Source organism: Streptomyces sp. NPDC002588, from assembly GCF_040295925.1.
In the GTDB taxonomy this organism is placed as follows: domain Bacteria; phylum Actinomycetota; class Actinomycetes; order Streptomycetales; family Streptomycetaceae; genus Streptomyces.
The window spans coordinates 68,375-90,217 of sequence record NZ_JBEOWF010000047.1 but is presented as its reverse complement, the minus strand read 5'-3'; the positions used below and the strand labels follow the sequence as shown (position 1 = coordinate 90,217).

The following is a 21,843-nucleotide window of genomic DNA, read 5'->3' as shown; positions in this document are numbered from 1 at the left end:
GTCGCAATCCACACCAGGCCAGAAGGCCCTCACCTATTTCAAGATCCCTCAGCCGAGATCTGCCTCACCTGTCCACAACCTCCCGGGACAGAACATCTAGGGCTCTTCCCGCCAGCCCTCCCACTCCCCCGCGAACGTGTCCAGCTCCCGTGCGTCGAGCCGCCCGTCCGCATCCCGCACCCCCACCAGCCACTGCGCGTCCTCCGCGTCGTCCTCCCCGGCCAAGGCGTCGCGGACGACCCGCAGCTCCTCCACCACCCCGAACCGCTCCGCGAGCGCCTCCACCACCTCCTCGGCGGCCTCACGATCGGGCAGCACCAGCACATGTCTCACATCGCTCACGCCGCCATTCTCCGGCACCCCCGCGGAGCGCTTCTCACCCCTTCGGCACGATCTGCACATCCAGCTCGATCCGGATACTCGGCCCCACCACGGCGATCCCGCGCGCCAGCATCGTCTGCCAGCTCACGGTGAAGTCGTCCCGGTGCAACTCGGTACGAGCCCGGCAGGCCGCCCGCATCTCACCCTCCATCCCATGACCGAGGCCGAGGTACTCCGTGTCGAGCGTGACCGTCCGCGTCACCCCGTGCAGCGACAGCGCGCCCGTGACGGCCCACCGGCTCCCGCCCTTGTGCAGGAACCGGTCGCTGTAGAACTCCAGCGTCGGGAACCGGTCGACGTCCAGGAAGTCCGCCGACCGCAGATGGTCGTCCCGCATCCGCACGTTGGTGTCGATCGACGCCGCGTCGATCACCACATGCATCGCCGACTGCTCCACCCGCTCCGCGATCCGCACCACCCCCGCGAACGAGTTGAACCGCCCGTGGATCCGCGCCAGCCCGATGTGCCGCGCGGTGAACCCGATCGAGGAATGCGTCGGCTCGATCTCCCAGTCCCCAGGCGCCGGCAGCTGCGGCGGCCGCGCCACCTGGAGCGTCACATCACCGAGCGAGGCCAGCGCGTTCTCCCCGACCGTCGCGGTCGCCCGGTAGGGGGTGTACCCCTCCGCGGACACCGCGAGCCGGTACTCGCCCGCCGGAACCGTCGTGACGAACGCCCCGAACGGATCCGTCCCGCCGCTCACCACCTTGCGCCCCATCGCGTCGCTCACCGCGAACTCCGCGTGCGGCACCGGCTCGTTGACGGGGTCCAGCACCCGGCAGCTCAGCACCCCGGCGTTCTCCGGGGTCCTGACCGCCGCGAGGGGACTCGACCGCTGCACCCGGTTCGTACGATTTCCCAGCCAACGGTCGAACATCTACGCCACCCCTGCGCGACTTGACTCCACCTGTTGCCGAAGACGCATTCGATCACCGATGCGGCTTTCGAGGCAAGACAAGCCCACATCACGGTAAACCAGCACATGTGCTGGTGCTACGCACGAGTAGCCCCATCTGACCCGAATTACTCCCTTGGCCCCGCCCCCACCCCCGTCTCCCCGGCCCGCACCTGCGGCACCCTGTCCAGGACGATCCCGAAGTGCTCCCGATACACCCCGAGCACCTCCCCGTCCGTCGGCAACTCCCGTTCCGTGCTCCCCCCTTTCCGGTCCGTCACCTTCAACCGGCGCCCGCTGAGCGTGATCCTCCCTCCGTCCTCCGTCACCCGCGAGCAGACCAGCGACCGCACGAAGTGCGACCCCGGCGAGGTGCTGTGCCACCAGGCCCCCGTCACGAAGTCACCGAGCATCCGCGGCCGCACCTCCAGGCGGTACACCGGGGTCCCGTCCCGCAGGACGTCCAGATCACCCTGCCCGGACCCGTCCGCCTCGGCGACCCCGCCGATACGGAACACCCCGCCGGGATCCCGCTGCTCACCCCGCTCCCGCCAGCGGAGCGGAAAGTGGCTGTGCGCCCCGAACCCCACGTCGGCCAGCCATTCCCCGCCGTCCACCGTCCGCACCAGCAACACCATGTGGTCGTACGGGATCCCGACCCTCCCCTCCGCCCCGTACACCCGCGCCGCCAGCGGCGTCACCTCGAAGCCCAGCGCCGTGAGCAGCGCCCCGAAAGCGCCGTTCAGCTCGTAACAGAAACCTCCCCGCCCCGCTCCGACGATCTTCTCGACCAACCGGTCCTCCTCCAGCACGATCTCCTCCCCGAGGTGGACCGAGAGGTTCTCGAAGGGCACGGCCCGCAGGTGTCTCAGATGCAGGTCGCGCAGGACATCGTCGGTGGGGGCGGCGGGCCGGGCCCGGGACTCCACCCCCAGACGGCCGAGATAGGCGGTGACCTCACTGGCATCGATCTGCGCGGATTCCATCCCCTCAGTCTCGCGCCACCCGCAGCGCCCCGCCCGCACCGACGACCGCCAGCGCCCCGTCCCGGTCGGTCCGCAGCACCGTCGCACCGCCCGCCCGAAGCGCCGCGACCGTACTGGGCGCGGGGTGTCCGTACGGGTTGTCCGCGCCGCACGAGATCAACGCCAGCCGGGGCGCCACCGCCCGTATGAGATCCGGGTCCTGGTAGGCCGAGCCGTGGTGGGCGACCTTGAGCACATCCACCCCTCGCACCGCCGCGGCCGCCGGTGACCGCAGCAACGCCCGCTGGGCCGGGGGTTCGAGGTCCCCGAGGAGCAGCATCCGCAGCCCGGCCGTCCGCACGAGCAGCGTCACACTCGCGTCGTTCGGCCCCTCCGGCTCCGGCCCTGGGCGCGATGGAAGCCCCGGAGGGGGGCGGAGCCCGAAGCCCGGCGGAGGCCACAGCACTTCCCAGTCCAGCCCGCCGAGCCGCCGCCGCTCCCCCGCCGCGGCCCGCAGCACGGGCACCCCGCGAGCACCGGCCTCCTTCCGCACGAACGCCACCTGGTCCCAGGGCTCCTCGAACCCCGTCGTCTCGATCGCACCCACTGCCCGCCCCCGCAGCACACCCGGCAGCCCGGCCACGTGATCCGCGTGGAAGTGGGTGAGGACCACGAGGGGCACCCTGGTGATGCCGAGCCTGCGCAGACACCGGTCGACCGCCGCCGGATCCGGCCCGGCGTCCACCACCACCCCGGTACCCGCACCGGCCGCGAGAACCGTCGCGTCCCCCTGTCCCACGTCGCACATCGCCAGCCGCCACCCGGGTGGCGGCCAGCCCGTGAGCACCCGGGCCAGCGGCGGCGGCTGCACCACGGTGAAGAGGAACAGTGCCCCGCACAGCCCGCACAGCCAGGGCCGCCCCAGCAGCCGCCGGCCGAGCAGTACGACCACCGCCGTGACCAGGGCCAACAGCAGCCCCCCGCCCCAGCCGGCAGGCCAGTCCACTCCCCCGCCGGGCAGCGCCGCCCCGGTCCGCGCCACCTGCGCGATCCAGCGGGCCGGCCAGCCGGCGCACCAGGCCAGCGCCTGCGCCAACGGCATCGCCACCGGCGCGGCCGCCAGCGCCGCGAAGCCCAGCACCGTGGCCGGTGCCACCGCGAACTCCGCCAGGAGGTTGCACGGCACCGCCACCAGGCTCACCCGCGCCGACAGCACCGCGACGACCGGTGCGCACAGGGCCTGCGCGGCCCCCGCCGCCGCCAACGCCTCGGCCAACCGCGGCGGCACCCCGCGCCTGCGCAACGCGGCACTCCAGCGCGGCGCCAGCGTCAGCAGGGCGCCCGTGGCCAGCACCGACAGCAGAAACCCATGACTCCGGGCCAGCCACGGGTCGTACAGCACCAGCAGCAGTACCGCCGTCGCCAGCGCGGGAACGAGCGCTCTACGGCGGCCGGTCGCCAGGGCGAGCAGCACGACGGCTCCGCAGGCGGCGGCCCGCAGCACGCTCGGATCGGGCCTGCACACCACGACGAAGGCGAGCGTGAGCGCTCCGCCGAGCAGCGCGGTCGACCGCAGGGAGATGCCGAGACGGGGTGCCAGCCCCCGGCGCTCGACGTTCTGGGCCAGCCCGGGCGGTCCGAGGAGCAGGGCCAGGATGATCGTGAGGTTGCTTCCGGAGACCGCCAGGGTGTGTGCGAGGTCGGTCTCCTTGAAGGCCTCGTCCAGTTCCGGTGTGATCCGTGCGGTGTCCCCGACGACCAGCCCCGGCAGCAGCGCCCGGGCGTCCGCCGGCAACCCGTCGGTGGCCTCGCGCAACCCGGCCCGCAGCCGGCCGGCCGCCCGCTGCGCCGCCGACGGCTCCCGCAGGACCGCGGGAACCGCCTGGTCCCGCACCCGCAGCACGGCCGCGATCCGGTCCCCGCCCGTCAGCGCGGGCACCAGCCGCCCGGTCACCCGCACCCGTGTGGACGGCAGCAGCCCCAGCCACGCCGAGGAACCGTCCGTCCCGCGACCGGCCGCCCGCCGCGTGTTCTTCCCGACACGGGCGTCCACGAGCATCAGCACCGGCGCCCGCGTCGCGACCGCCGTCCCGTCCGGCCCCTCGACCCCACGCACCTCTCCAGGGATCAGGACCGAGTCCGGGGGCACATGGTCTCCTCTCACCCTGGGCCGGGTGAGCCGGGGATCGGAGGTGATCTCGACCTCGGCGGTGACGGTCGCGTACTCCCGCGCCAGCACCGGCACGGGCCCTCGCCTCAGATCCGCGCCGTGCAGCCCGGCGGAGGCGGCGGCCGCGGCGGCACAGAGCAGCGAGGCGGCGACGGTGACCCGCGACCAGCCGCGCGACGTTCCGGAGGACGGCCGCGTACCCGGCCCGCCCGAGGAGCGCAGCCCCAACAGGACCACCGCCGCGATCAGACAGCCGGCCACCACCCCCGCCACCGGCCCCGGCGCCGCCCCCAAGGTCAGTGCGGCCGTGCCCCAGGCCGCGAGCGCCGGTGGGACCAGGCGCAGGTCCACCGGACCTTCGTGGCGCGGGTGCGCGTCGCCCAGCCGCCTGCCGGAAGCGGCATGCACAGCACGGGAGGCGACCTCCGGACTCCCTGCGCCACCGGTCCCCGGCGTGACCCCGGTGGCCCGAGTGGCTTGAGTGGCCCGAGTGGCTCGAGTGGTGTTGCGGGCCCGAGTGACCTTGGGAGTCCGCGTGACCTCAGTGGCCCGAGTATCTCGCGAGGTTCTGGTGGCTCCAGTGCCCCGCGTGCCCTCGGTGCTCCACGTCCCTTCTGTCCTCCCGCCCCTCATGGCCGTACGAGGTTCCGCAGGTCGGCGTAGCGTCGCCGGCCGATGCCGTTGACCTCGCGCAACTCGTCCACCGAGCGGAAACCGCCGTGCTGGGTGCGGTAGTCGACGATGTGCTGTGCCAGCACGGGCCCGACGCCGGGCAGGGTGTCGAGTTGGTCGACGGTGCCCGTGTTGAGCGAGACCGGAGCCGCCGGGCCGGAAGCCGCCCCCGAGCCGGCCGCGCCCTCCGCTCCCGCGGCTGGCGGGGGTGCGGGTCCCCCGACGACCACCTGTTCGCCGTCCACCAGGAAGCGCGCGCGGTTGAGACCGTCGGTGTCGGTGCCCGGCCGCACCCCGCCGGCCGCGCTCAGCGCATCCACCACCCGTGAACCGGCCGGAAGACGATGGATCCCGGGCCTGCGGACCTTGCCGCTGACATCCACCACGATCTCGGCCCCGGCCGTGCCCCCGGCGACCGGGACGCCGACCGGCGCGGCAGGCGCCGGAGGCACGGCCGTTTCCGCCCGCTCGCCCGCCGCATAGGGAACCGCCGCGCGCACCACCTCAGGTGGCCGCACCGGCCGGGTCCGACCGGTCCAGAAGTGCTGCACGGCGAAGGCGGCGGCGACGACCAGCACCACCGTGAGCGCGAGCGCGGACTTGCGCTCCATCGCGCAGCGCGCCTGCACCCACACCGGCAGCCGCTCCCGCAGAGCCGGCCCGGCCCGCTCCCGCCATCCCCCCGGAACCACGACCGCGGGCGGCACTCCCCGCCCGCCGGGCGGCCCCCCGTCCGGTGAACCGGCACCCTCCGGTGGGCCGGGCGACTCCGGGGCGCCCCGCGCACCCGTCCCCTCCCGCGCATCGACCGGGACGACGTCCTCCGACTGCGGGCCCGCTCCGCCGCGCTCCCCACCTCTTGCTCCGAACAGCACCTCGGCCCGTCGGCGGAGCTCCTCCGCCGAAGCACGCGGATGCCCGCCACGGCCTCGGCCGGGTGGTCGACGGTTGCGGATCCGGCCGTCGGAGCCGTGACCCCGCCCGGGGCCGCTGGTCGCGTTCGTGATGCGTGAGCGTGATCGAAGTGCCATGCCCCGAGGATCGGACACTTCGCCGATTCACGATGATCTTGCCCAATTTCTGGGGATCACATCCCAGTTGTGGACAACTCCCCCACCCACACGGGTGAAGGACGTGAGGGCCGCCGTGTTTCCCTCACCTCGGCGAGACCACAACTCCCAGCAACCCAGGGCCGGTATGCGCCCCGATCACCGCACCGACCTCGCTCACATGGAGATCCGCGAGCCCCTGCACCCTCCCCCGCAGCCGGTCCGCGAGCGCCGACGCCCGTTCGTGCGCCGCGAGATGGTGGACGGCGATGTCGACCGGCGCGCTGCCCGCACGGTCGGCCGCCAGCTCTTCCAGACGGGCGATCGCCTTCGACGCCGTCCGCACCTTCTCCAGCAGTTCGATACGGCCGCCGTCCAGCTGGAGCAGCGGCTTCACCGCGAGCGCGGAGCCCAACAGCGCCTGGGCGGCGCCGATCCGGCCGCCCCGGCGCAGATACTCGAGGGTGTCGACGTAGAAGTAGGCGGAGGTCCCGGCGGCCCTCTTCTCCGCGGCCATGACCGCCTCGTCCACCGTGCCGCCCGACTCGGCGCTCTCGGCCGCGGCGAGCGCGCAGAAACCGAGCGCCATCGCGACCATGCCGGTGTCCACCACCCGCACCGGCACCGGTGCCTCCCGCGCCGCGACGACCGCCGCGTCGTAGGTACCGGACAACTCGGCGGACAGGTGCAGGGAAACGATTCCGGAGGCGCCGGCCTCGGCGACCTTGCGATAGGTCTCGGCGAACAGCTGGGGGCTGGGGCGCGAGGTGGTGACGGAGCGTCGCTTCTGCAACGCCTGGGCCAGGGAACGGGTCGAGATCTCGGTGCCCTCTTCCAGCGCCCGGTCGCCGAGGACCACGGTCAGGGGCACCGCGGTGATGCCGTGACGCTCCATCGTCCGCTGCGGCAGGTAGGCCGTGGAATCCGTGACGATCGCGACATGGCGGGACATGAGCTGGAGGTTACCTGCCGTAGCCCCCGGACGGCAGCCCGGCCCCTCTGACCTGGGCAGCACTTGACCGAATCAGGATCCCGCCCGGAACCGGTCCGGCACCGCTCCGATACCGGTCAGGAACCGGTCGCCTCGGGGCGGGGCTTCTTCTGCCACGGATAGGTCGGGCGCGGCCCTGGCGGGGTGATGGCGGGCCGGGTCGGCTCCTGCGCCGCACGCGACCGGGGCGTCTCCGGTGTCTGTGCGGTGCCCGAGGTGTCCGAGCCGGGCGTACCCGGGGTGTCCGGAGTGGTCCAGTGCCGCAGGGCCCCGGCCTCGACGTCGATCTGGGCACTGAGGGTGTCCAGATCGTCCTCCGCGAAGCGGCGGGCGCGGTCCTGGGCCGCCCAGCGCAGGGAGTCCGCCGACGCCGTGACGCGCTCGGTGCGCTCGCGCAGTGACGGCATCCGCTCCGCGAGCTTCGCGCGGTTGGGCTCGGCCTCCAGCCGCTTGAGCTCGCCGTCCAGCTCACGGCCATGGGCGCTGAGTCGCTGGAACAGACCGAGGGACTCTTTGAGCGACTCGTCCTCGGTCACGCCCGCCTGGAGCGCGTCCTGAGTGGCGCGCATCGAGGTGCGCAGCTTGAGGCGGAGCTGGGCGATCTCCCCGGCCGGGCCGGGCTGTGCGAAGGACTTGGCCCGCAGGGTGTGTTCCTCGACCGTGCGCCGGGCCTGGTGGATGGTGCGGTCCACACCGCGCTTGGCGGCGCCCACCGCCTTCACGGTCACGTAGACGCCGAGCACCGCCAGGAGCACGAACAGCAGGGCGACGACTGCGATCACTGCTTCCACATGCTCCTCCTTCGGTCCGCGTCCCTCTTCAAACCGTAAACGAGACGGGCAGGCCCGGAGTTCCAGCAGAACCCCGAACCTGCCCGCACCGAGCCCCTAGGGGACGGGCGCAGCCGCCCCGGACGACGACAGACGCCTCAGGCTGCCGCAGGCCTCACGCCGGGACGATGTTCACCAGCTTCGGCGCCCGCACGATCACCTTGCGGATCCCGGCGCCGTCCAGCGCCTTGACGACGTTCTCGTCGGCCAGGGCCACCTTCTCCAGCTCCTCGTCGGAGATGGCCGGGGACACCTCCAGGCGGGCCTTGACCTTGCCCTTGATCTGGACGACGCAGGTCACGCTCTCGTCCACGACGTACGCCGGGTCGGCGACCGGCAGGTCCTGGTGGACGACCGAGCCGGTGTGGCCCAGCCGGCGCCACAGTTCCTCGGCGATGTGCGGGGCCAGCGGAGCGACCAGCAGCACCAGGTCCTCCGCGACCGTGCGCGGCAGTGCGCCGCCCGCCTTGGTCAGGTGGTTGTTCAGCTCGGTGATCTTGGCGATGGCGGTGTTGAAGCGCAGGCCCTCCAGGTCCTGGCGCACACCGTCGATCGCCTTGTGCAGCGCCCGCAGGGTGTCCACGTCGATGTCGGCGTCCTCGACGTCGACGACGGTCACCTCCCCGGTGGCCTCGTCGACGATGTTGCGCCACAGCCGCTGCAGCAGCCGGTACTGGCCCACCACGGCGCGGGTGTCCCACGGGCGGGAGACGTCCAGCGGGCCCATCGCCATCTCGTACAGGCGCAGGGTGTCGGCGCCGTACTCGGCGCAGATCTCGTCCGGAGTCACCGCGTTCTTCAGGGACTTGCCCATCTTGCCCAGCAGGCGGCTGACCTTCTCGCCCTGGTGGAAGTAGGCGCCGTCGCGCTCCTCGACCTCGGCGGCGGGCACCGCGATGCCACGGCTGTCACGGTAGACGTAGGCCTGGATCATGCCCTGGTTGAACAGCTTGTGGAACGGCTCCACGGAGGAGACGTGCCCCAGGTCGAACAGGACCTTGGACCAGAAGCGGGCGTACAGCAGGTGCAGCACGGCGTGCTCGGCGCCGCCGACGTACAGGTCGACGCCGCCGTGCGGCCGGCCCTCGCGCGGGCCCATCCAGTACTGCTCGATCTCGGGGTCGACCAGCCGCTCGCTGTTGTGCGGGTCCAGGTAGCGCAGTTCGTACCAGCAGGAACCGGCCCAGTTGGGCATGGTGTTGGTCTCGCGGCGGTAGCGCTTCGGGCCGTCGCCCAGGTCCAGGGTGACGTTCACCCAGTCCGCGTTGCGGGACAGCGGCGTCTCCGGGGACGTGTTCGCGTCGTCCGGGTCGAAGGTGCGCGGCGAGTAGTCCTCGACCTCGGGCAGCTCCAGCGGCAGCATCGACTCGGGCAGCGGGTGGGCGATGCCGTCCTCGTCGTAGACGATCGGGAAGGGCTCGCCCCAGTAGCGCTGACGGCTGAACAGCCAGTCGCGCAGCCGGAAGTTCACGGTGCCCTCGCCGATGCCCTTGGCGGCCAGCCACTCCGTGATGCGTGCCTTGGCCTCGACGACGGGCAGGCCGTCCAGGGAGATCTCGTCGTTGGCGGAGTTGACGATCTTCGCGTCGTACGACCCGAAGGCGTTCTCCCAGGTCGAGGTGTCGGTGCCGCGGCCGTCGGTGGGCTCGACGATGCAGTGGATCGGCAGCTCGAAGGCGCGCGCGAACTCGAAGTCGCGCTGGTCGCCCGCCGGGACGGCCATGATCGCGCCGGTGCCGTATCCCATCAGGACGTAGTCGGCGATGAAGACCGGGACCTGGTCGCCGTTGACCGGGTTGGTGGCGTACGCGCCGGTGAAGACGCCGGTCTTGTCCTTGGCCTCGGCCTGCCGCTCGACGTCGGACTTGGAGGCGGCCTGCGCGCGGTAGGCGGCGACGGCCTCGGCCGGGCTCGCGTGCCCGCCCGTCCACACGTCGTGGGTGCCCTCCGGCCAGGCGGCCGGGACGAACTTGTCGACCAGCGGGTGCTCGGGCGCCAGCACCATGTAGGTCGCGCCGAACAGCGTGTCCGGGCGGGTGGTGAAGACGGTGATGTGCTCGCCGTCGATGGGGAAGTCGACGCGGGCGCCCTCGGAGCGGCCGATCCAGTTGCGCTGCTGCAGCTTGATGGCCTCGGGCCAGTCCAGGGCCTCCAGGTCGTCCAGCAGACGGTCCGCGTAGGCGGTGATGCGCATGTTCCACTGGCGCAGCTTGGCCTTGAAGACCGGGTAGTTGCCGCGCTCGGAGCGGCCGTCGGCGGTGACCTCCTCGTTGGCCAGGACGGTGCCCAGGCCGGGGCACCAGTTGACCGGCGCGTCGGAGGCGTAGGCCAGCCGGAACTCGCCCAGGACGTCGGCGCGTTCGACGGCGGTCAGCTCGCCCCACGCGCGCGTGTGGCCCGGTACGGCACGCTCACCGGACTCGAGCTGGTCGATCAGTTCGGAGATCGGCCGTGCCTTGTCCGCCTCGTCGTCGTACCAGGAGTTGAAGATCTGCAGGAAGATCCACTGGGTCCACTTGTAGTAGTCCGGGTCGATCGTGGCGAACGAGCGGCGCTTGTCGTGGCCCAGGCCCAGCCGGCGCAGCTGGGCCTTCATGTTCTCGATGTTGGCCTCGGTGGACACGCGCGGGTGCGTGCCGGTCTGCACGGCGTACTGCTCGGCGGGCAGGCCGAAGGCGTCGAAGCCCAGGGTGTGCAGGACGTTGTGGCCGGTCATGCGCTGGAAGCGTGCGAAGACGTCGGTGGCGATGTAGCCCAGGGGGTGGCCGACGTGCAGGCCCGCACCCGAGGGGTACGGGAACATGTCCATGATGAACTTCTTGGGCCGGGCGACGACCGCGGGGTCGCCGGCCAGGTCGCCCTCGGGGTTGGGCGCGGCGTAGGTGCCCTCGGCGTCCCAGAAGTCCTGCCAGCGTGCCTCGATCTCGGCGGCCATGGCCGCCGTGTAGCGGTGCGGCGCGGCCACCTCGGCGGCAGCGGGGTTCGTCTCGCTCATGATCCTCAAAGCTCCATCGATCGTCTCTGCCAGCGGCTGTGACTTCCCTGGAAACGGAAAATCCCCTCACACAGGAGGGGAGGCCGCGCCGACTCCGACCCGTCGGTCCACCGGCGGTCGGGACTGATCAGCGCGGCTCGCTAAGCAGAAGGCGTACGGCACGCATGGCGCTAGGGTACCGCAGCGCTTGAGCAAGCTGCGACGGACTTACGTATGACCTACGGACACCGGGCACACCCGGCCGAAGTTGAACAAAGGTCAAAGATTACTTCGCGTAACAGCCACTAAGGGGACATCGTCCCACCCAGATTTTCACTTGATAACAACGCAATAACTCAAACCTCGTACCCATCGGTATGGAGCCACTTAGAGTTCGGCACCGGGACCGCTTTCCCGAAACTGCTCGGAGTTGCCCCCATGAACCCTCTTCTCAGTAACAGCTCGATCCCCAAGGCCGGCCGGTCGGCCTATGGGGTCGCCTCGGCTGTCGTCCTGGTCCTCATACCCGTGGTCGTGCTGGTCGGTGGCGACCAGGTCCAGGCCTTCCTCAACTTCGGTGCGGGCGTCCTGTCACTGGTGTGCCTCACCTGCTCGGTCATCTGGGGACTGGTCGCCCAGGACCGGCTGATCCTCAACACCCGCCAGCGGATCATCGCGCAGGGCATCCACCGGGTGACCGCCGTCGCCTCGATCGCCTTCCTGCTGGTGCACATCACCGTCAAGATCGCCCTGGAACACACCGTCTTCCTCGCCGCGATCATCCCGTTCTCGCAGGGTGTCACCGGAATCGGCGGCCTGATCGGCCTCGGCTCCACGGCCGGCCTGCTCATGATCTTCGTGGGCATCACCGGCGCGCTGCGCAACCAGTTCGCCGCACCGGCCGAGGTCGCCGCCCGCTGGCGCGCCATGCACATGCTGGCCTACCCGGCGCTGTGCGCGGCCCTGATCCACGGCCTGTTCGCGGGACGCGCGGCGAAGCCGTTCTTCATGATCTCGTACCAGCTGTGCCTGGTCGGCGTCATGGCCGCCCTCCTGCTGCGGGCCGCCCCGCGCCCCTTCAAGCGCAAGGTCGCCGACCAGATCACCGCCCTGCTGGGCTCGTCGGAACGCTCGTCCATGGAGGGCCTCGAGGCGTCACGCGCGCGCATGGCGGAGACCGGCGGCGGGTCGCTGCCCGGCTACGAGAGCCGCTCCTCCCGGCCGTCCGCGGCCGACACGATGGGCTCCTCCCGGCGGAACCAGCCCATGTCGCCCCTGTACGACACGCCCGCCGCGCCGGAGCCTGCGAGCGGCTTCGCGGCCGCCTACCGCGCCGTCAACACGCCGTCCCAGCAGCAGTCGTACGCCGCGGCCGACCAGACCGCGCGGATGAACATGCCGTTCGACATGCAGTCCACCGAGGCGATCCCGCGCGTGGACAACGGCGGCAGCACGTCCGGCAGCTGGCCGATCCCGTCCCCGCCGCCGGTCGGCGAGGCGCCCCCGTCGGCCTACGACCCGCTCCAGGACACGGGATTCAACATCCCGGTCTATGGCAATTCGGGCGCCGCCGGGTACGGCGCACGTGATGTGTACGACACCGGTGAGACGAACGCGCAGTACGGCACGTACAACTCGAATGACACGTACAACAGCGGTCCCGCCAATGAACCATCGCCCGGAGCGTCCTTCGACAATCCGGGCTCGGGCGAACCTTGGAACACGCCTTCCGGAGGCTATAGGTGAACGAGGCCCTGCCCGACGTCCCAGAAGTCCGCGTGGTCGGCCTTCCGCAGCTCACGTCGGGCTTCGACCTTGTCGAGAGACTCGATCTGCCCATGCACCTCAAGGTGCACGGGCCGCTTGAACCCATGGGCGGAGAGAAGCTCGCGCAGCTCTCCGAACGCATCAACCTCAAGGGACGCGGCGGCGCGGGCTTCCCGTTCCACAAGAAGCTGCGCTCGGTCGCCGACGCGGCGATCAAGCGCGGCGTACGGCCGGTCGTCGTCGTCAACGGCAGCGAGGACGAACCGGCCTGCCGCAAGGACACGGTGCTGATCAACCGTGCCCCGCACCTCATCCTGGACGGCGCTCTGCTGGTCGCGGAGGCGCTCGGTGCCCGCACGCTCGTGGTGGGGGTCACCCGTGAGTCGACCGAGCGTTCCATGGAGGCCGCGCTGGCCGAGCGCGGCCTGAGCAACGGCCGCCGCTCGGCGCTGAAGGCGTTCGTCCAGCGCAATCCGATCCGCATGGTCACCGGCGCCGCCGCGTCGCTGATCCGCTCCATCGACGGCGGCCCGGCGATCCCGCCCGGCCGCAAGACCAGCGCCTCCCAGAGCGGCGTCGGCGGCGCGCCCACCCTGCTGTCCAACGCCGAGACCTTCGCCCAACTGGCCATCGCCGCCCGCATCGGCCCGGAGCGCTACGGCAACACCGGTCTCTACGACGAGCCGGGCACCGTCATGCTGACGGTCTCCGGCGCCGTCGCCCGCCCCATGGTGATCGAGGTCCCCACGGGTGTTCCGCTGCGCTACGTCCTGCAGCTGGCAGGCGCCCCGCCGGTCCCCCAGGGCGTGCTGACCGGCGGTTACCACGGCAAGTGGATCGACGCGGCGACGGTCAACGAGGCGGTCGTCTCCCGCAACTCGCTGGACGCGGTGGGCGGCGCCCTCGGCGCAGGCGCGATCCTGCCGATCAGTCAGGAGACCTGCCCGCTGGGCGAGTCGCTGCGCGTGGCCCAGTGGCTGGCGGACGAGAGCGCGGGACAGTGCGGTCCCTGCTATCTCGGTCTGCCGGCCGCCGCGCGCGGCATGGAGGACATCATCAACGGCGGCGGCCCGGCCGCCCTGGAGGCCCTCAAGCAGGTCGCGAAGAACGTCAAGCGGCGCGGGGCGTGCTCGCACCCCGACGGTTCCGCGATGTTCCTCGAGTCGACCATCAAGGCGTTCACGGACGACCTCGCGGCGCATGTGCTCGGCAACGGCTGCGGACGGCCCGTGGAGGGTGTTCTCCCGCTCTTCGAGGAGGGAATGGTCCCGGCGGCCATCACGAGCGGCGGAGGGCCCCAGGAGACCAGCGACAGCCGCCAGAAGATCTTCGTCGACTGGACCCTGTGCCGCGGCCACGGTCTGTGCGCGGACATCCTCCCCGAGGTCTTCCAACTGGGCGCCGACGGCTTCCCCACCGTCGCGCAGGCGAAGGTGCCGCGCTACGCGGAGGCGAAGGCCCTGCGCGCGGTACGGCGCTGCCCGGCGCTCGCCCTGCGCCTGGAGGAGGACACACGCGCGCAGGCGCCCTCCCGCAATCTCCCGGTGCTCTCCCAGGGCCGCGGCCGCCGCGCTCTGGGCCGCTGACGCTCGCAACACCCGCAAGGGGCCGCCTGTTTCCTCGGGCGGCCCCTTGGGCATTCCGGCGTACTCGCCGTGCAAAAGAAAAGATCCCGCCGGATCTGATTCGATCCGGCGGGATCTTCTGCTGTGGAGCTAAGGAGAATTGAACTCCTGACCTCCTGCATGCCATGCAGGCGCTCTACCAACTGAGCTATAGCCCCTTGCGGCCAGGCGGTGGAACCGCCCTCTGACCCTGCCTTCCGGGTTTCCCCGGCGGCGAAGCCAACATTACCGGTCACCCCGCAGGAGAACCAAATCGTTTCCGTTCTGTCCGGTTTGCCTCGAATGTCAAGCTGTGACGAACGAATAGAACCGCTTGAGCGTGCAGTGCTCCTCGAGGAGCCGGCCGTAGATCGGCTCGCCCTCCAGCTCACGGTACGTCTCGATCGGGTCGCCTTTTATGATCAGCGCCCGCGCGCATTCCTCGCACCAGTACTGGTAGTCGGGGTTGACCGGCTCCATGTCGCGGACGATCGGAGTGCCGCTGCCACACCAGTCGCACTTTCGCCTGTGTGCACCCATCGATCAGCTCCAGCTGTGGCCGCAGGCCGTGCACACGTAGGAGATGCCGCCGTTGTCCCCGAGGACTTGGGCCACATGCGCGGAACCACAGGAGGGGCAGCTGAGCCGGGTGGCCTTGTCCCGTGTCAACGCCGCTTCGGAGAGGTGGCCGACCTCTCCGAGGATGCTCGCAGGCATCGCTACTCCCTCCCGTCGGGCCGCGCCCCCTTCCGGCCGTTTGATTCTGCCACGGCCAGGCCGATACGGTCAGCGACGCCTCAGTACCAGTCCGGACACGGCACCCAGCGCGGCTGTCGCAGCGAGCGCGAACATGCATGTGAGAAGCGTTTCTGAAGAGGTATACGCCTCCGGGCCCCCAAGTGACTCAAGCCGGTTGAAGAACAGTGTGCCGAACACCGCGACACCGCTGAGCTGGCCGAGCTGCGTGACCGTGGCGAGCAGTCCGCTGGCGTCAGTCGCGTCCTCGGGCCGCACCGCGGCCAGCGCCCGGGTGAGCGTGGGGCCGAAGGCGAGCGCGAGTCCCGCGCCCAGGCCGAGGTACGCCGCGAAGAGCCACGCGCCCCCGTCACCACCGCCGTGGAACGCCAGCCCCACGCCCGCCACGGACAGCGCGGTGAGCGTGAACCCGGCCGGGGCCATGGCCGGTTGCCAGGTGGCGGGCACCCGGCGCCAGAGCAGGCCGACCGCCCCGAAGACCACCGCGGTCGGCGCGAAGGTGAGTCCGGCGCGCAGCGCGCTGTGCCCGAGTCCGCCCTGCTCGTGCAGCGTGACCACGAACAGGAAGCCTCCGTTGATCGCCATCACGGCCGCGATGCGCACCGCGGCGAGGGTCATGCCGGGGGCCCGGAGCACCCGGGGAGCGATCAGCGGGGCGCCTCCGCGCCGGGCGAGCCGGGACTCGTGACCGCAGAAAAGGACGAGCACGAGCGCGCCCGCGGCCAGGCACAGCCAGGACCACAGCGGCCAGTCCTCCTCCTGTCCGAGCACGAGCGGCACCGTGACCAGGGAGACGGCCGCGCCCAGTAGCACCAGCCCGGGCCCGTCCAGGCCGCGCGACCGTTCGCGCGCCGTCGCGCCGTCCCGTGGCAGGACGCGCCGTCCGACGGCCAGCAGGACGATGCCCACCGGCACGTTCACCAGGAAGACCGGGCGCCAGCCGGTGCCCAGCAGGTCGGCGGCGACCAGCAGACCGCCGAGCACCTGCCCGGCCGCGGCGCCGACGGCGAGGACCGCCGCGTAGACGCCGAGGGCCCGCACCCGGGCCGCACCGGTGAAGGCGCGCTGGATGAGGCTGAGCACCTGCGGGATCATCACCGCCGACCCGGCGCCCTGCACCAGCCGGAAGACGATCAGCTGGGTGCTGCCCTGCGCCAGCCCGCAGGCCAGTGAGGCGGCCGTGAAGAGGGCGAGCCCGGCGAGATGGACCCGGCCGTGGCCGAACCGGTCGCCGATCCGGGCCCCGGTGATCAACAGCACGGAGTAGGTGACGGCGTAGCCGGCCACGACGAGTTGGAGGTCGGCGCCGGAAGCATGGAGATCGGAACCGATCGTGGGGGCCGCGACGTTCACGATGAAGACGTCGAGCAGTGCCATGAACTGGGCCGCGAGCACCACCGCGAGCAGCCGCCGGGGCCGGTTGTCAGTGCCGGGGTCTTTACTGGAGACGGGACTTGAGACGGGGGCGGAACCCGGACTCGTCCGGGAGGTTGTCGTCATGCCGTCGAGCGTGCCGAGACTCCGGTACGGGTGCCGAGAGCCCACTGATGCTGGTACTGGCAGCACCTGGCAGGGGACGGGTGGGGCATCGACCATGGGGGACGTGACAATGAGCACACGAGCGGGTACGGACACGGCACACCGGCGCCGGCCGGAACTGGCCGCGTTTCTGCGCAGCAGGCGGGCCCGGGTGACGCCGGCCGACGTCGGGATGCCGCCGGGGCTGCGCCGCCGCACACCGGGGCTGCGGCGCGAGGAGGTCGCCCAGCTCTCGGGCGTGGGCGTGACCTGGTACACGTGGCTGGAGCAGGGCCGGCCGATCAACGCCTCCGCACAGGTCCTGGACGCCGTGGCACGCACCCTGCGGCTCGGGCCGCCCGAGCGGGAGCACCTGTACCACCTGGCGGAGGTGCCGTACACGCCGCTGCCGGAGACTCCGGTGCGGAGCGTGGGGCCGGAGATCGAGGGGATCCTCGACGCCGTGGCTCCCCGCCCCGCGGTCGTCTACAACGCGCGCTACGACATCCTCGCCGCCAACACGGTCTACCGGGACCTCTTCGACGTCCCGGCGGACGCTTCCTCTCCGGTGCCGCCCAACGCGCTGTGGCGGCTGTTCACGGTCTCGGAGGACGACTCCCCGCTGAAGTTCCGTGAGTCGGAGCTGCCCATGATGGTGGCCACCCTGCGGGCGGCCTACGGGGTGCATGCCGGGGAGCCGTCGTGGGAGGAGTTCATACGCCGGCTGTCCGGGGCCAGCCCGCTCTTCGCCCGGCTGTGGGATTCGGGGGACGTGGCGGAGCCCGGACGGCGGGTGAAGGTCTTCCGGCACGCGGAGCTGGGCGAGTTGCGGATGACGTCCACGTCGCTGTCGATCGACGGAATGCCGGAGTGCCGGATGGTCGTCTACACACCGGCGGAGCAATCGGTGGGGGACCAATGAAAAATCCCGCCCCCTGAGGGACGGGATCTTCGTCAACCGATCCTTGACAACTCAACAGAGTGTCGATCAGTGGAGCTAAGGAGAATTGAACTCCTGACCTCCTGCATGCCATGCAGGCGCTCTACCAACTGAGCTATAGCCCCGCGTGTTCTTCCGGCTCGGCGGGCGAACAAGAAGAACTTTAGCCTGCGACCTGCCGGAAAGTGAAATCCGGGTCCCGGGCCCGCATCGGGTCGCTCAGTCGTCGTCGCCGAGCACCGGTTCCGGGAGGGTGCCGGCGTTGTGCTCGAGGAGGCGCCAGCCGCGGGCGCCCTCACCGAGCACGGACCAGCAGCAGTTGGAGAGCCCGCCGAGGCTCTCCCAGTCGCGCGCGGCGAGGCCGAGGAGGCGGCCGATGGTGGTCCGGATCGTGCCGCCGTGGCTGACGACGACGAGGGTGCCGTCCTCGGGGAGCTTCTCGGCGTGCCGCAGCACCACGGGGGCGGCGCGGTCGGCGACCTCGCTCTCCAGTTCGCCGCCGCCGCGGCGGACCGGCTCACCGCGCTTCCACGCCGTGTACTCCTCGCCGTGCCGGGTGAGGATCTCCTCGTGCGTCAGCCCCTGCCACACACCCGCGTAGGTCTCGCGCAGGGCCTCGTCGTGGGTGACCTCCAGGCCGGTGAGCGCGGCCAGCTCGGCGGCCGTGTTCGCGGCACGCGAGAGGTCGGAGGCCACGATGACGTCGGGCTCGAGGGAGGCCAGCAGCCGGGCGGCGCGGCGGGCCTGGGCCACACCGGTCTCGGTCAGCGGGACGTCCGTCGTGCCCTGGAAACGGCGCTCCACGTTCCACGCGGTCTGGCCGTGCCGCCAGAGGATGACGCGGCGGCCCCGGCCCGGGCGACCGGCGCCCGCCTCGGGGGACGCGCTCACCGCAGGTCCCCGAACCCGGCGGTGTCGTCCGCCTCGGCCTGCAGCTTGGCGTGCTCGGCGGCCTTGCCGCGGGTGGCCTTGGCGTCCTCGGGCAGCTCCAGCTCGGGGCAGTCCTTCCACAGCCGCTCCAGGGCGTAGAAGACGCGCTCCTCGCTGTGCTGGACGTGGACGACGATGTCGACGTAGTCGAGCAGGATCCAGCGGGCGTCGCGGTCGCCCTCGCGGCGCACCGGCTTGGCGCCGAGCTCCTTGAGGAGGCGCTCCTCGATCTCGTCGACGATCGACTTGACCTGGCGGTCGTTGGGCGCGGAGGCCAGCAGGAAGGCGTCCGTGATCGACAGCACGTCGCTGACGTCGTAGGCGATGATGTCGTGCGCGAGCTTGTCGGCGGCCGCCTGCGCGGCGGTGTTGATCAGCTCGAGAGAACGGTCGGTGGCGGTCACTACGTGGCTTTCCGTCGGCGGTCGTTTGCCCTCAAGGGTCTCACGGACCGCCGACGCCACCCCACGTGATCGGCGGATGACCGGGCCACCCCGCTCAACCCGCCGGGCCTCCCTAGGACGACGACGAGGGCTTGTAGTCCTGGCCCAGGACGACCGTCACGTCCGCGTTCCCGGAGACCGTGCCCTTCTTCACCACTCCGACGGACAGGCCCAGGGACTTGGCGACCTCGGTGGCGTTCTCCTTCTCGGCGGCGTCCCCGTACAGCACCTGGGAGGTGGCCCGGGTGCCGGACGGCGTGCCGCCCTCCAGGAAGGTGAAACCGCCGTTGAGGAGCACCACGCGCGCGTCCTCGGTGTTGGCCTTGGTGCCGCTGGCGTTCTGGACGGAGACGCTGACGGCGGCGTCCTTGTCGGGGCTCTTCGCGGTGCCGCCGAGGACGTCCTTCACCACTCCGGCGCCGGCGTCGGCGCTGAGGGTGCCGTCGGTCTGGACCGGCAGCAGGGCGGTCTTGTAGTCGCCGCCCTTGGCGAGGTCGGAGAGCTTGGCGAGGAACGTGCCGAGGTCCTTGTCGGTCAGCGAGGGGTCCAGGATCTGGGCGAGGGTCTGGACGGTGGTCGTCGCCGCCGCGGAGTCGGAGGAGATCTTGCGCAGCACGCCCTGCATGACCTGGCCGAACCGCTCCAGCTGGGCGTTCTGGGCCTCGCCGGCGGGGCGGTAGGTGGCGTAGGCGACGGCCATCTTGCCGCTGAGGGTCTGGTCCTCGCCCTTGCTGACGAGGGGTGCCTCGCCCTTCTTCTTGGCGGCGGGGTCGGGGACGGCGGTGTCGGTGTCGACCTCGATGTTGCCGACCAGGTCGACCAGGTTCTGCAGGTAGGGGGTGTCCAGGCGCCAGGTGCCCTGGATGTCGGTGCCGAGGACGGTGTCCAGGGCGTCGCGGGTGCCGGCGGAGCCGTCGTCGTCGACGGACTTGGCGAGGGTCGTCGTGGTGCCGTCCTGGTCGGTGAGGACGAGGGAGTTGGGCAGCAGGACGGTGGTGCCCTTCTTGCTGGTGGTGTTGTCGACGAGCAGCGCCGTGGAGGTGCCGCCTCCGGAGGTGTTGTGGAGGTGGACGACGATCACGTCGCGCTTCTGGGCCGCGCTCGCGGTGGTGGTGCCCGCCTTGGAACCGGAGGACGACGACAGGCCGGGCAGCTTCCCGGCGTACCAGAGATAGCCCACACCGCCGACCGCCACCAGGGCGAGGACCACGACGAGCGCGATCAGCCGGCCCCGGGCGCGGCGCTTGGCCTCCTCGCGGCGCTCGGTGCGGTTCTCGGTGAAGTTCAGCCAGTCGATGACGTCCTCGGAGTCGCCGTCGGGCTCCTCCACGAACGCGAACTGCTCGGTGTGGTAATCCCGTTGGGACTGCTCCGCAGCCTCCGGGCCGCCCGGTTCGCCGGCCTCGCCCTCGGCGGGTCCGGCCTGCTGCGGGATGTACGCGGTCTGCTCGGCGGTCCGGGCCTGTTCGGCCCGGGGCTGCTGTCCGCTGGTGGCGGTCCGCCCGTAGGGGTCGTACGGGGCGGCGGTCGCGGGGCCGCCCTGGGCGGCATGGGTGCCGGTGCCGTAGGGGTCGTAGCCGGTGCCGGTGGGGGCCTGGTGGCCGGGGTCGTAGGCGGGGGCGGCCTGCTGCTGACCGGTGTCGTACGGGTCGTAGGCGGGCGTCTGCTGCTGCCCGCCGTTGGCGTACGGGTCGTAGCCGTACCCCTGGCGACCCTGCTGTCCCTGGTGCCCTTGCTGCGCCTGTTGCCCGTAGGGGTCGTAGGTCTGCTGCTGGGGCAGTTGTGGGGAGACCTGCCGGTAGACCGGCTGGCCGTACTCGTCGTAGCCGACGAGTTCGTACGGGTCGGTCCCGTACCCCGCGTCGTATCGGTCGTTCACCGGTACCCCTCTCGGCTCACTCGCCGCGGTACAGCTCGCGCTTGTCGATGTAACGCACGACTCCGTCCGGCACCATGTACCAGATGGGGTCGCCCTTGGCGACTCTCGCGCGGCAGTCGGTCGAGGAGATGGCGAGGGCGGGAACCTCGACGAGGGAGACACCGCCCTCCGGGAGACCGGGGTCCGTGAGCTGGTGGCCGGGCCGGGTGACCCCGATGAAGTGCGCGAGCGAGAACAGCTCCTCGCTGTCCCGCCAGGTCAGGATCTGGCCGAGGGCGTCGGCACCGGTGATGAAGAAGAGGTCGGTGTCGGGGTTGAGGGCCCGCAGGTCGCGCAGGGTGTCCACGGTGTAGGTGGGGCCACCGCGGTCGATGTCGATACGGCTCACGGAGAACTGCGGGTTCTCGGCGGTCGCGATGACCGTCATCAGGTAGCGGTCCTCGGCCGGGGAGACCCTGCGGTGGTTCTTCTGCCAGGGCTCGCCGGTCGGGACGAACACGACCTCGTCCAGGTGGAACTGCGCGGCGACCTCACTGGCCGCCACGAGGTGTCCGTGGTGGATCGGATCGAACGTCCCGCCCATGACGCCGAGGCGGCGCTTGCCCGGATTGGAGCGGCCGGTAGGCATGTCCTGCTCTCCCATGCGTGCAGACCCTACCGGCCCACCCTGGGGGCACCGGCCTGCCGGTGCCCGGAGTGCCCCGGTATGACCACGACGTGCCTCAGCGGTCGCGGTTGAAGCGGGTGGTGACCCACAGCAGAAGCAGCAGGATGAGGAACGCGCCGCCCCCGGTGACCAGCGGGTTCAGGCTGTCGTGGTTGCCCCCGTGCTCCTCGCCCTCGGCGGCGAGGGTGACCAGCTGGGCAGCGGCGCTGTGAAGGCTCATCTTCGGCAGGACCTATCCGATGGGAGTCCCCCCGCTCGAGCGAGGCCGAGAGTGGGGGAGGGCGGGATAAAGACGTCGGCCCATGGTAAGCGGGCGGCTCGGCGGCCATCACGCCGACTCCGCCATTCGGGACGCGGGTTGCGGGGCGGGCGGCAACACGAGGTGCTCAGGAGGCGCTTCGGCGGCGCGGGG

19 protein-coding genes and 2 tRNA genes are annotated in these 21,843 nt (G+C 71.5%); 3 read left to right on the top strand and 18 right to left on the bottom strand.

Features of this window, described 5'->3' with window-relative positions; genetic code table 11:
* Positions 1-96: 96 nt before the first annotated feature.
* The 8 genes from ABT057_RS39375 to leuS all read right to left on the bottom strand — a co-directional run bounded on the left by ABT057_RS39375 (position 97) and on the right by leuS (position 10,948).
* Complete coding sequence (locus ABT057_RS39375) at positions 97-342, bottom strand: hypothetical protein (protein WP_352348726.1); 246 nt, start codon at positions 340-342, stop codon at positions 97-99.
* A gap of 34 nt (positions 343-376) precedes the next feature.
* Entirely contained in the window at positions 377-1,258 is an 882-nt protein-coding gene (locus tag ABT057_RS39370) for a YceI family protein (protein ID WP_352348725.1), read from the bottom strand.
* A 146-nt stretch (positions 1,259-1,404) separates the two neighbouring features.
* Positions 1,405-2,262 (bottom strand): arylamine N-acetyltransferase family protein, encoded by an 858-nt coding sequence (locus ABT057_RS39365; RefSeq protein WP_352348724.1) that lies wholly within the window; start codon positions 2,260-2,262, stop codon positions 1,405-1,407.
* Between the two features lie 4 nt (positions 2,263-2,266).
* Positions 2,267-4,819, bottom strand: a complete 2,553-nt coding sequence (locus ABT057_RS39360) for a ComEC/Rec2 family competence protein (RefSeq protein ID WP_352348723.1) — start codon at positions 4,817-4,819, stop codon at positions 2,267-2,269.
* Positions 4,820-5,040: 221 nt separating this feature from the next.
* On the bottom strand, positions 5,041-6,114 hold the full coding sequence (locus ABT057_RS39355) for a ComEA family DNA-binding protein (RefSeq protein WP_352348722.1): 1,074 nt from the start codon (positions 6,112-6,114) through the stop codon (positions 5,041-5,043).
* Positions 6,115-6,238: 124 nt separating this feature from the next.
* Positions 6,239-7,084, bottom strand: coding sequence for a DegV family protein (locus ABT057_RS39350; protein WP_352348721.1), 846 nt, complete (start codon positions 7,082-7,084; stop codon positions 6,239-6,241).
* A gap of 116 nt (positions 7,085-7,200) precedes the next feature.
* A complete protein-coding gene (locus tag ABT057_RS39345) occupies positions 7,201-7,914 on the bottom strand; it encodes a hypothetical protein (RefSeq protein WP_352348720.1) in 714 nt (237 codons plus the stop codon).
* Between the two features lie 154 nt (positions 7,915-8,068).
* Positions 8,069-10,948 (bottom strand): leucine--tRNA ligase, encoded by a 2,880-nt coding sequence (gene leuS, locus ABT057_RS39340; protein ID WP_352348719.1) that lies wholly within the window; start codon positions 10,946-10,948, stop codon positions 8,069-8,071.
* A gap of 417 nt (positions 10,949-11,365) precedes the next feature.
* On the opposite strand from leuS, the gene ABT057_RS39335 reads away from it, so the two are divergent.
* A complete protein-coding gene (locus tag ABT057_RS39335) occupies positions 11,366-12,673 on the top strand; it encodes a ferric reductase-like transmembrane domain-containing protein (protein ID WP_352348718.1) in 1,308 nt (435 codons plus the stop codon).
* Positions 12,670-14,280, top strand: a complete 1,611-nt coding sequence (locus ABT057_RS39330) for an NADH-ubiquinone oxidoreductase-F iron-sulfur binding region domain-containing protein (RefSeq protein WP_352348717.1) — start codon at positions 12,670-12,672, stop codon at positions 14,278-14,280. Before ABT057_RS39335 ends, ABT057_RS39330 begins: the two co-directional genes overlap by 4 nt.
* A gap of 124 nt (positions 14,281-14,404) precedes the next feature.
* On the opposite strand, the gene ABT057_RS39325 is transcribed toward ABT057_RS39330, so the two are convergent.
* From ABT057_RS39325 to ABT057_RS39310, 4 genes are all read right to left on the bottom strand, one after another.
* Positions 14,405-14,477: transfer RNA gene (locus ABT057_RS39325), tRNA-Ala, on the bottom strand.
* A 127-nt stretch (positions 14,478-14,604) separates the two neighbouring features.
* Positions 14,605-14,838, bottom strand: a complete 234-nt coding sequence (locus tag ABT057_RS39320) for a hypothetical protein (protein ID WP_003976229.1) — start codon at positions 14,836-14,838, stop codon at positions 14,605-14,607.
* Between the two features lie 3 nt (positions 14,839-14,841).
* A complete protein-coding gene (locus tag ABT057_RS39315; protein WP_327315011.1) occupies positions 14,842-15,015 on the bottom strand; it encodes a hypothetical protein in 174 nt (57 codons plus the stop codon).
* Positions 15,016-15,084: 69 nt separating this feature from the next.
* Complete coding sequence (locus ABT057_RS39310) at positions 15,085-16,554, bottom strand: MFS transporter (RefSeq protein WP_502974039.1); 1,470 nt, start codon at positions 16,552-16,554, stop codon at positions 15,085-15,087.
* Positions 16,555-16,648: 94 nt separating this feature from the next.
* Between ABT057_RS39310 and ABT057_RS39305 the strand changes: the two genes are divergently transcribed.
* Positions 16,649-17,494: a helix-turn-helix transcriptional regulator gene (locus ABT057_RS39305; protein ID WP_502974038.1), complete on the top strand. Its 846-nt coding sequence runs from the start codon at positions 16,649-16,651 to the stop codon at positions 17,492-17,494.
* A 70-nt stretch (positions 17,495-17,564) separates the two neighbouring features.
* Here the strand turns inward: ABT057_RS39305 and ABT057_RS39300 are convergent.
* The 6 genes from ABT057_RS39300 to ABT057_RS39275 all read right to left on the bottom strand — a co-directional run bounded on the left by ABT057_RS39300 (position 17,565) and on the right by ABT057_RS39275 (position 21,651).
* Positions 17,565-17,637, bottom strand: a tRNA-Ala gene (locus tag ABT057_RS39300).
* Between the two features lie 94 nt (positions 17,638-17,731).
* A complete protein-coding gene (locus tag ABT057_RS39295; protein WP_352348715.1) occupies positions 17,732-18,403 on the bottom strand; it encodes a histidine phosphatase family protein in 672 nt (223 codons plus the stop codon).
* Positions 18,400-18,846, bottom strand: a complete 447-nt coding sequence (rsfS, locus tag ABT057_RS39290) for a ribosome silencing factor (protein WP_352348714.1) — start codon at positions 18,844-18,846, stop codon at positions 18,400-18,402. Before rsfS ends, ABT057_RS39295 begins: the two co-directional genes overlap by 4 nt.
* A 112-nt stretch (positions 18,847-18,958) precedes the next feature.
* On the bottom strand, positions 18,959-20,764 hold the full coding sequence (locus ABT057_RS39285) for an LCP family protein (protein WP_352348713.1): 1,806 nt from the start codon (positions 20,762-20,764) through the stop codon (positions 18,959-18,961).
* 16 nt (positions 20,765-20,780) lie between these two features.
* Positions 20,781-21,407, bottom strand: coding sequence for a nicotinate-nucleotide adenylyltransferase (gene nadD / locus ABT057_RS39280; RefSeq protein WP_352348712.1), 627 nt, complete (start codon positions 21,405-21,407; stop codon positions 20,781-20,783).
* 79 nt (positions 21,408-21,486) lie between these two features.
* Positions 21,487-21,651 carry a hypothetical protein gene (locus tag ABT057_RS39275; protein ID WP_352348711.1) on the bottom strand — a complete coding sequence of 55 codons (165 nt, stop codon included), beginning with the start codon at positions 21,649-21,651 and terminating at the stop codon, positions 21,487-21,489.
* Between the last annotated feature and the right edge of the window lie 192 nt (positions 21,652-21,843).

What these genes read in the sequence shown, in the direction of transcription:
- ABT057_RS39370 (WP_352348725.1), bottom strand. Translation starts at nt 1,258, where the DNA reads ATGTTCGACCGTTGGCTGGGAAATCGTACGAACCGGGTGCAGCGGTCG.
- ABT057_RS39365 (WP_352348724.1), bottom strand. Translation starts at nt 2,262, where the DNA reads ATGGAATCCGCGCAGATCGATGCCAGTGAGGTCACCGCCTATCTCGGC.
- ABT057_RS39355 (WP_352348722.1), bottom strand. Translation starts at nt 6,114, where the DNA reads ATGGCACTTCGATCACGCTCACGCATCACGAACGCGACCAGCGGCCCC.
- ABT057_RS39350 (WP_352348721.1), bottom strand. Translation starts at nt 7,084, where the DNA reads ATGTCCCGCCATGTCGCGATCGTCACGGATTCCACGGCCTACCTGCCG.
- leuS (WP_352348719.1), bottom strand. Translation starts at nt 10,948, where the DNA reads ATGAGCGAGACGAACCCCGCTGCCGCCGAGGTGGCCGCGCCGCACCGC.
- ABT057_RS39335 (WP_352348718.1), top strand. Translation starts at nt 11,366, where the DNA reads ATGAACCCTCTTCTCAGTAACAGCTCGATCCCCAAGGCCGGCCGGTCG.
- ABT057_RS39320 (WP_003976229.1), bottom strand. Translation starts at nt 14,838, where the DNA reads ATGGGTGCACACAGGCGAAAGTGCGACTGGTGTGGCAGCGGCACTCCG.
- ABT057_RS39315 (WP_327315011.1), bottom strand. Translation starts at nt 15,015, where the DNA reads ATGCCTGCGAGCATCCTCGGAGAGGTCGGCCACCTCTCCGAAGCGGCG.
- ABT057_RS39310 (WP_502974039.1), bottom strand. Translation starts at nt 16,554, where the DNA reads ATGACGACAACCTCCCGGACGAGTCCGGGTTCCGCCCCCGTCTCAAGT.
- ABT057_RS39305 (WP_502974038.1), top strand. Translation starts at nt 16,649, where the DNA reads ATGGGGGACGTGACAATGAGCACACGAGCGGGTACGGACACGGCACAC.
- nadD (WP_352348712.1), bottom strand. Translation starts at nt 21,407, where the DNA reads ATGGGAGAGCAGGACATGCCTACCGGCCGCTCCAATCCGGGCAAGCGC.
- ABT057_RS39275 (WP_352348711.1), bottom strand. Translation starts at nt 21,651, where the DNA reads ATGAGCCTTCACAGCGCCGCTGCCCAGCTGGTCACCCTCGCCGCCGAG.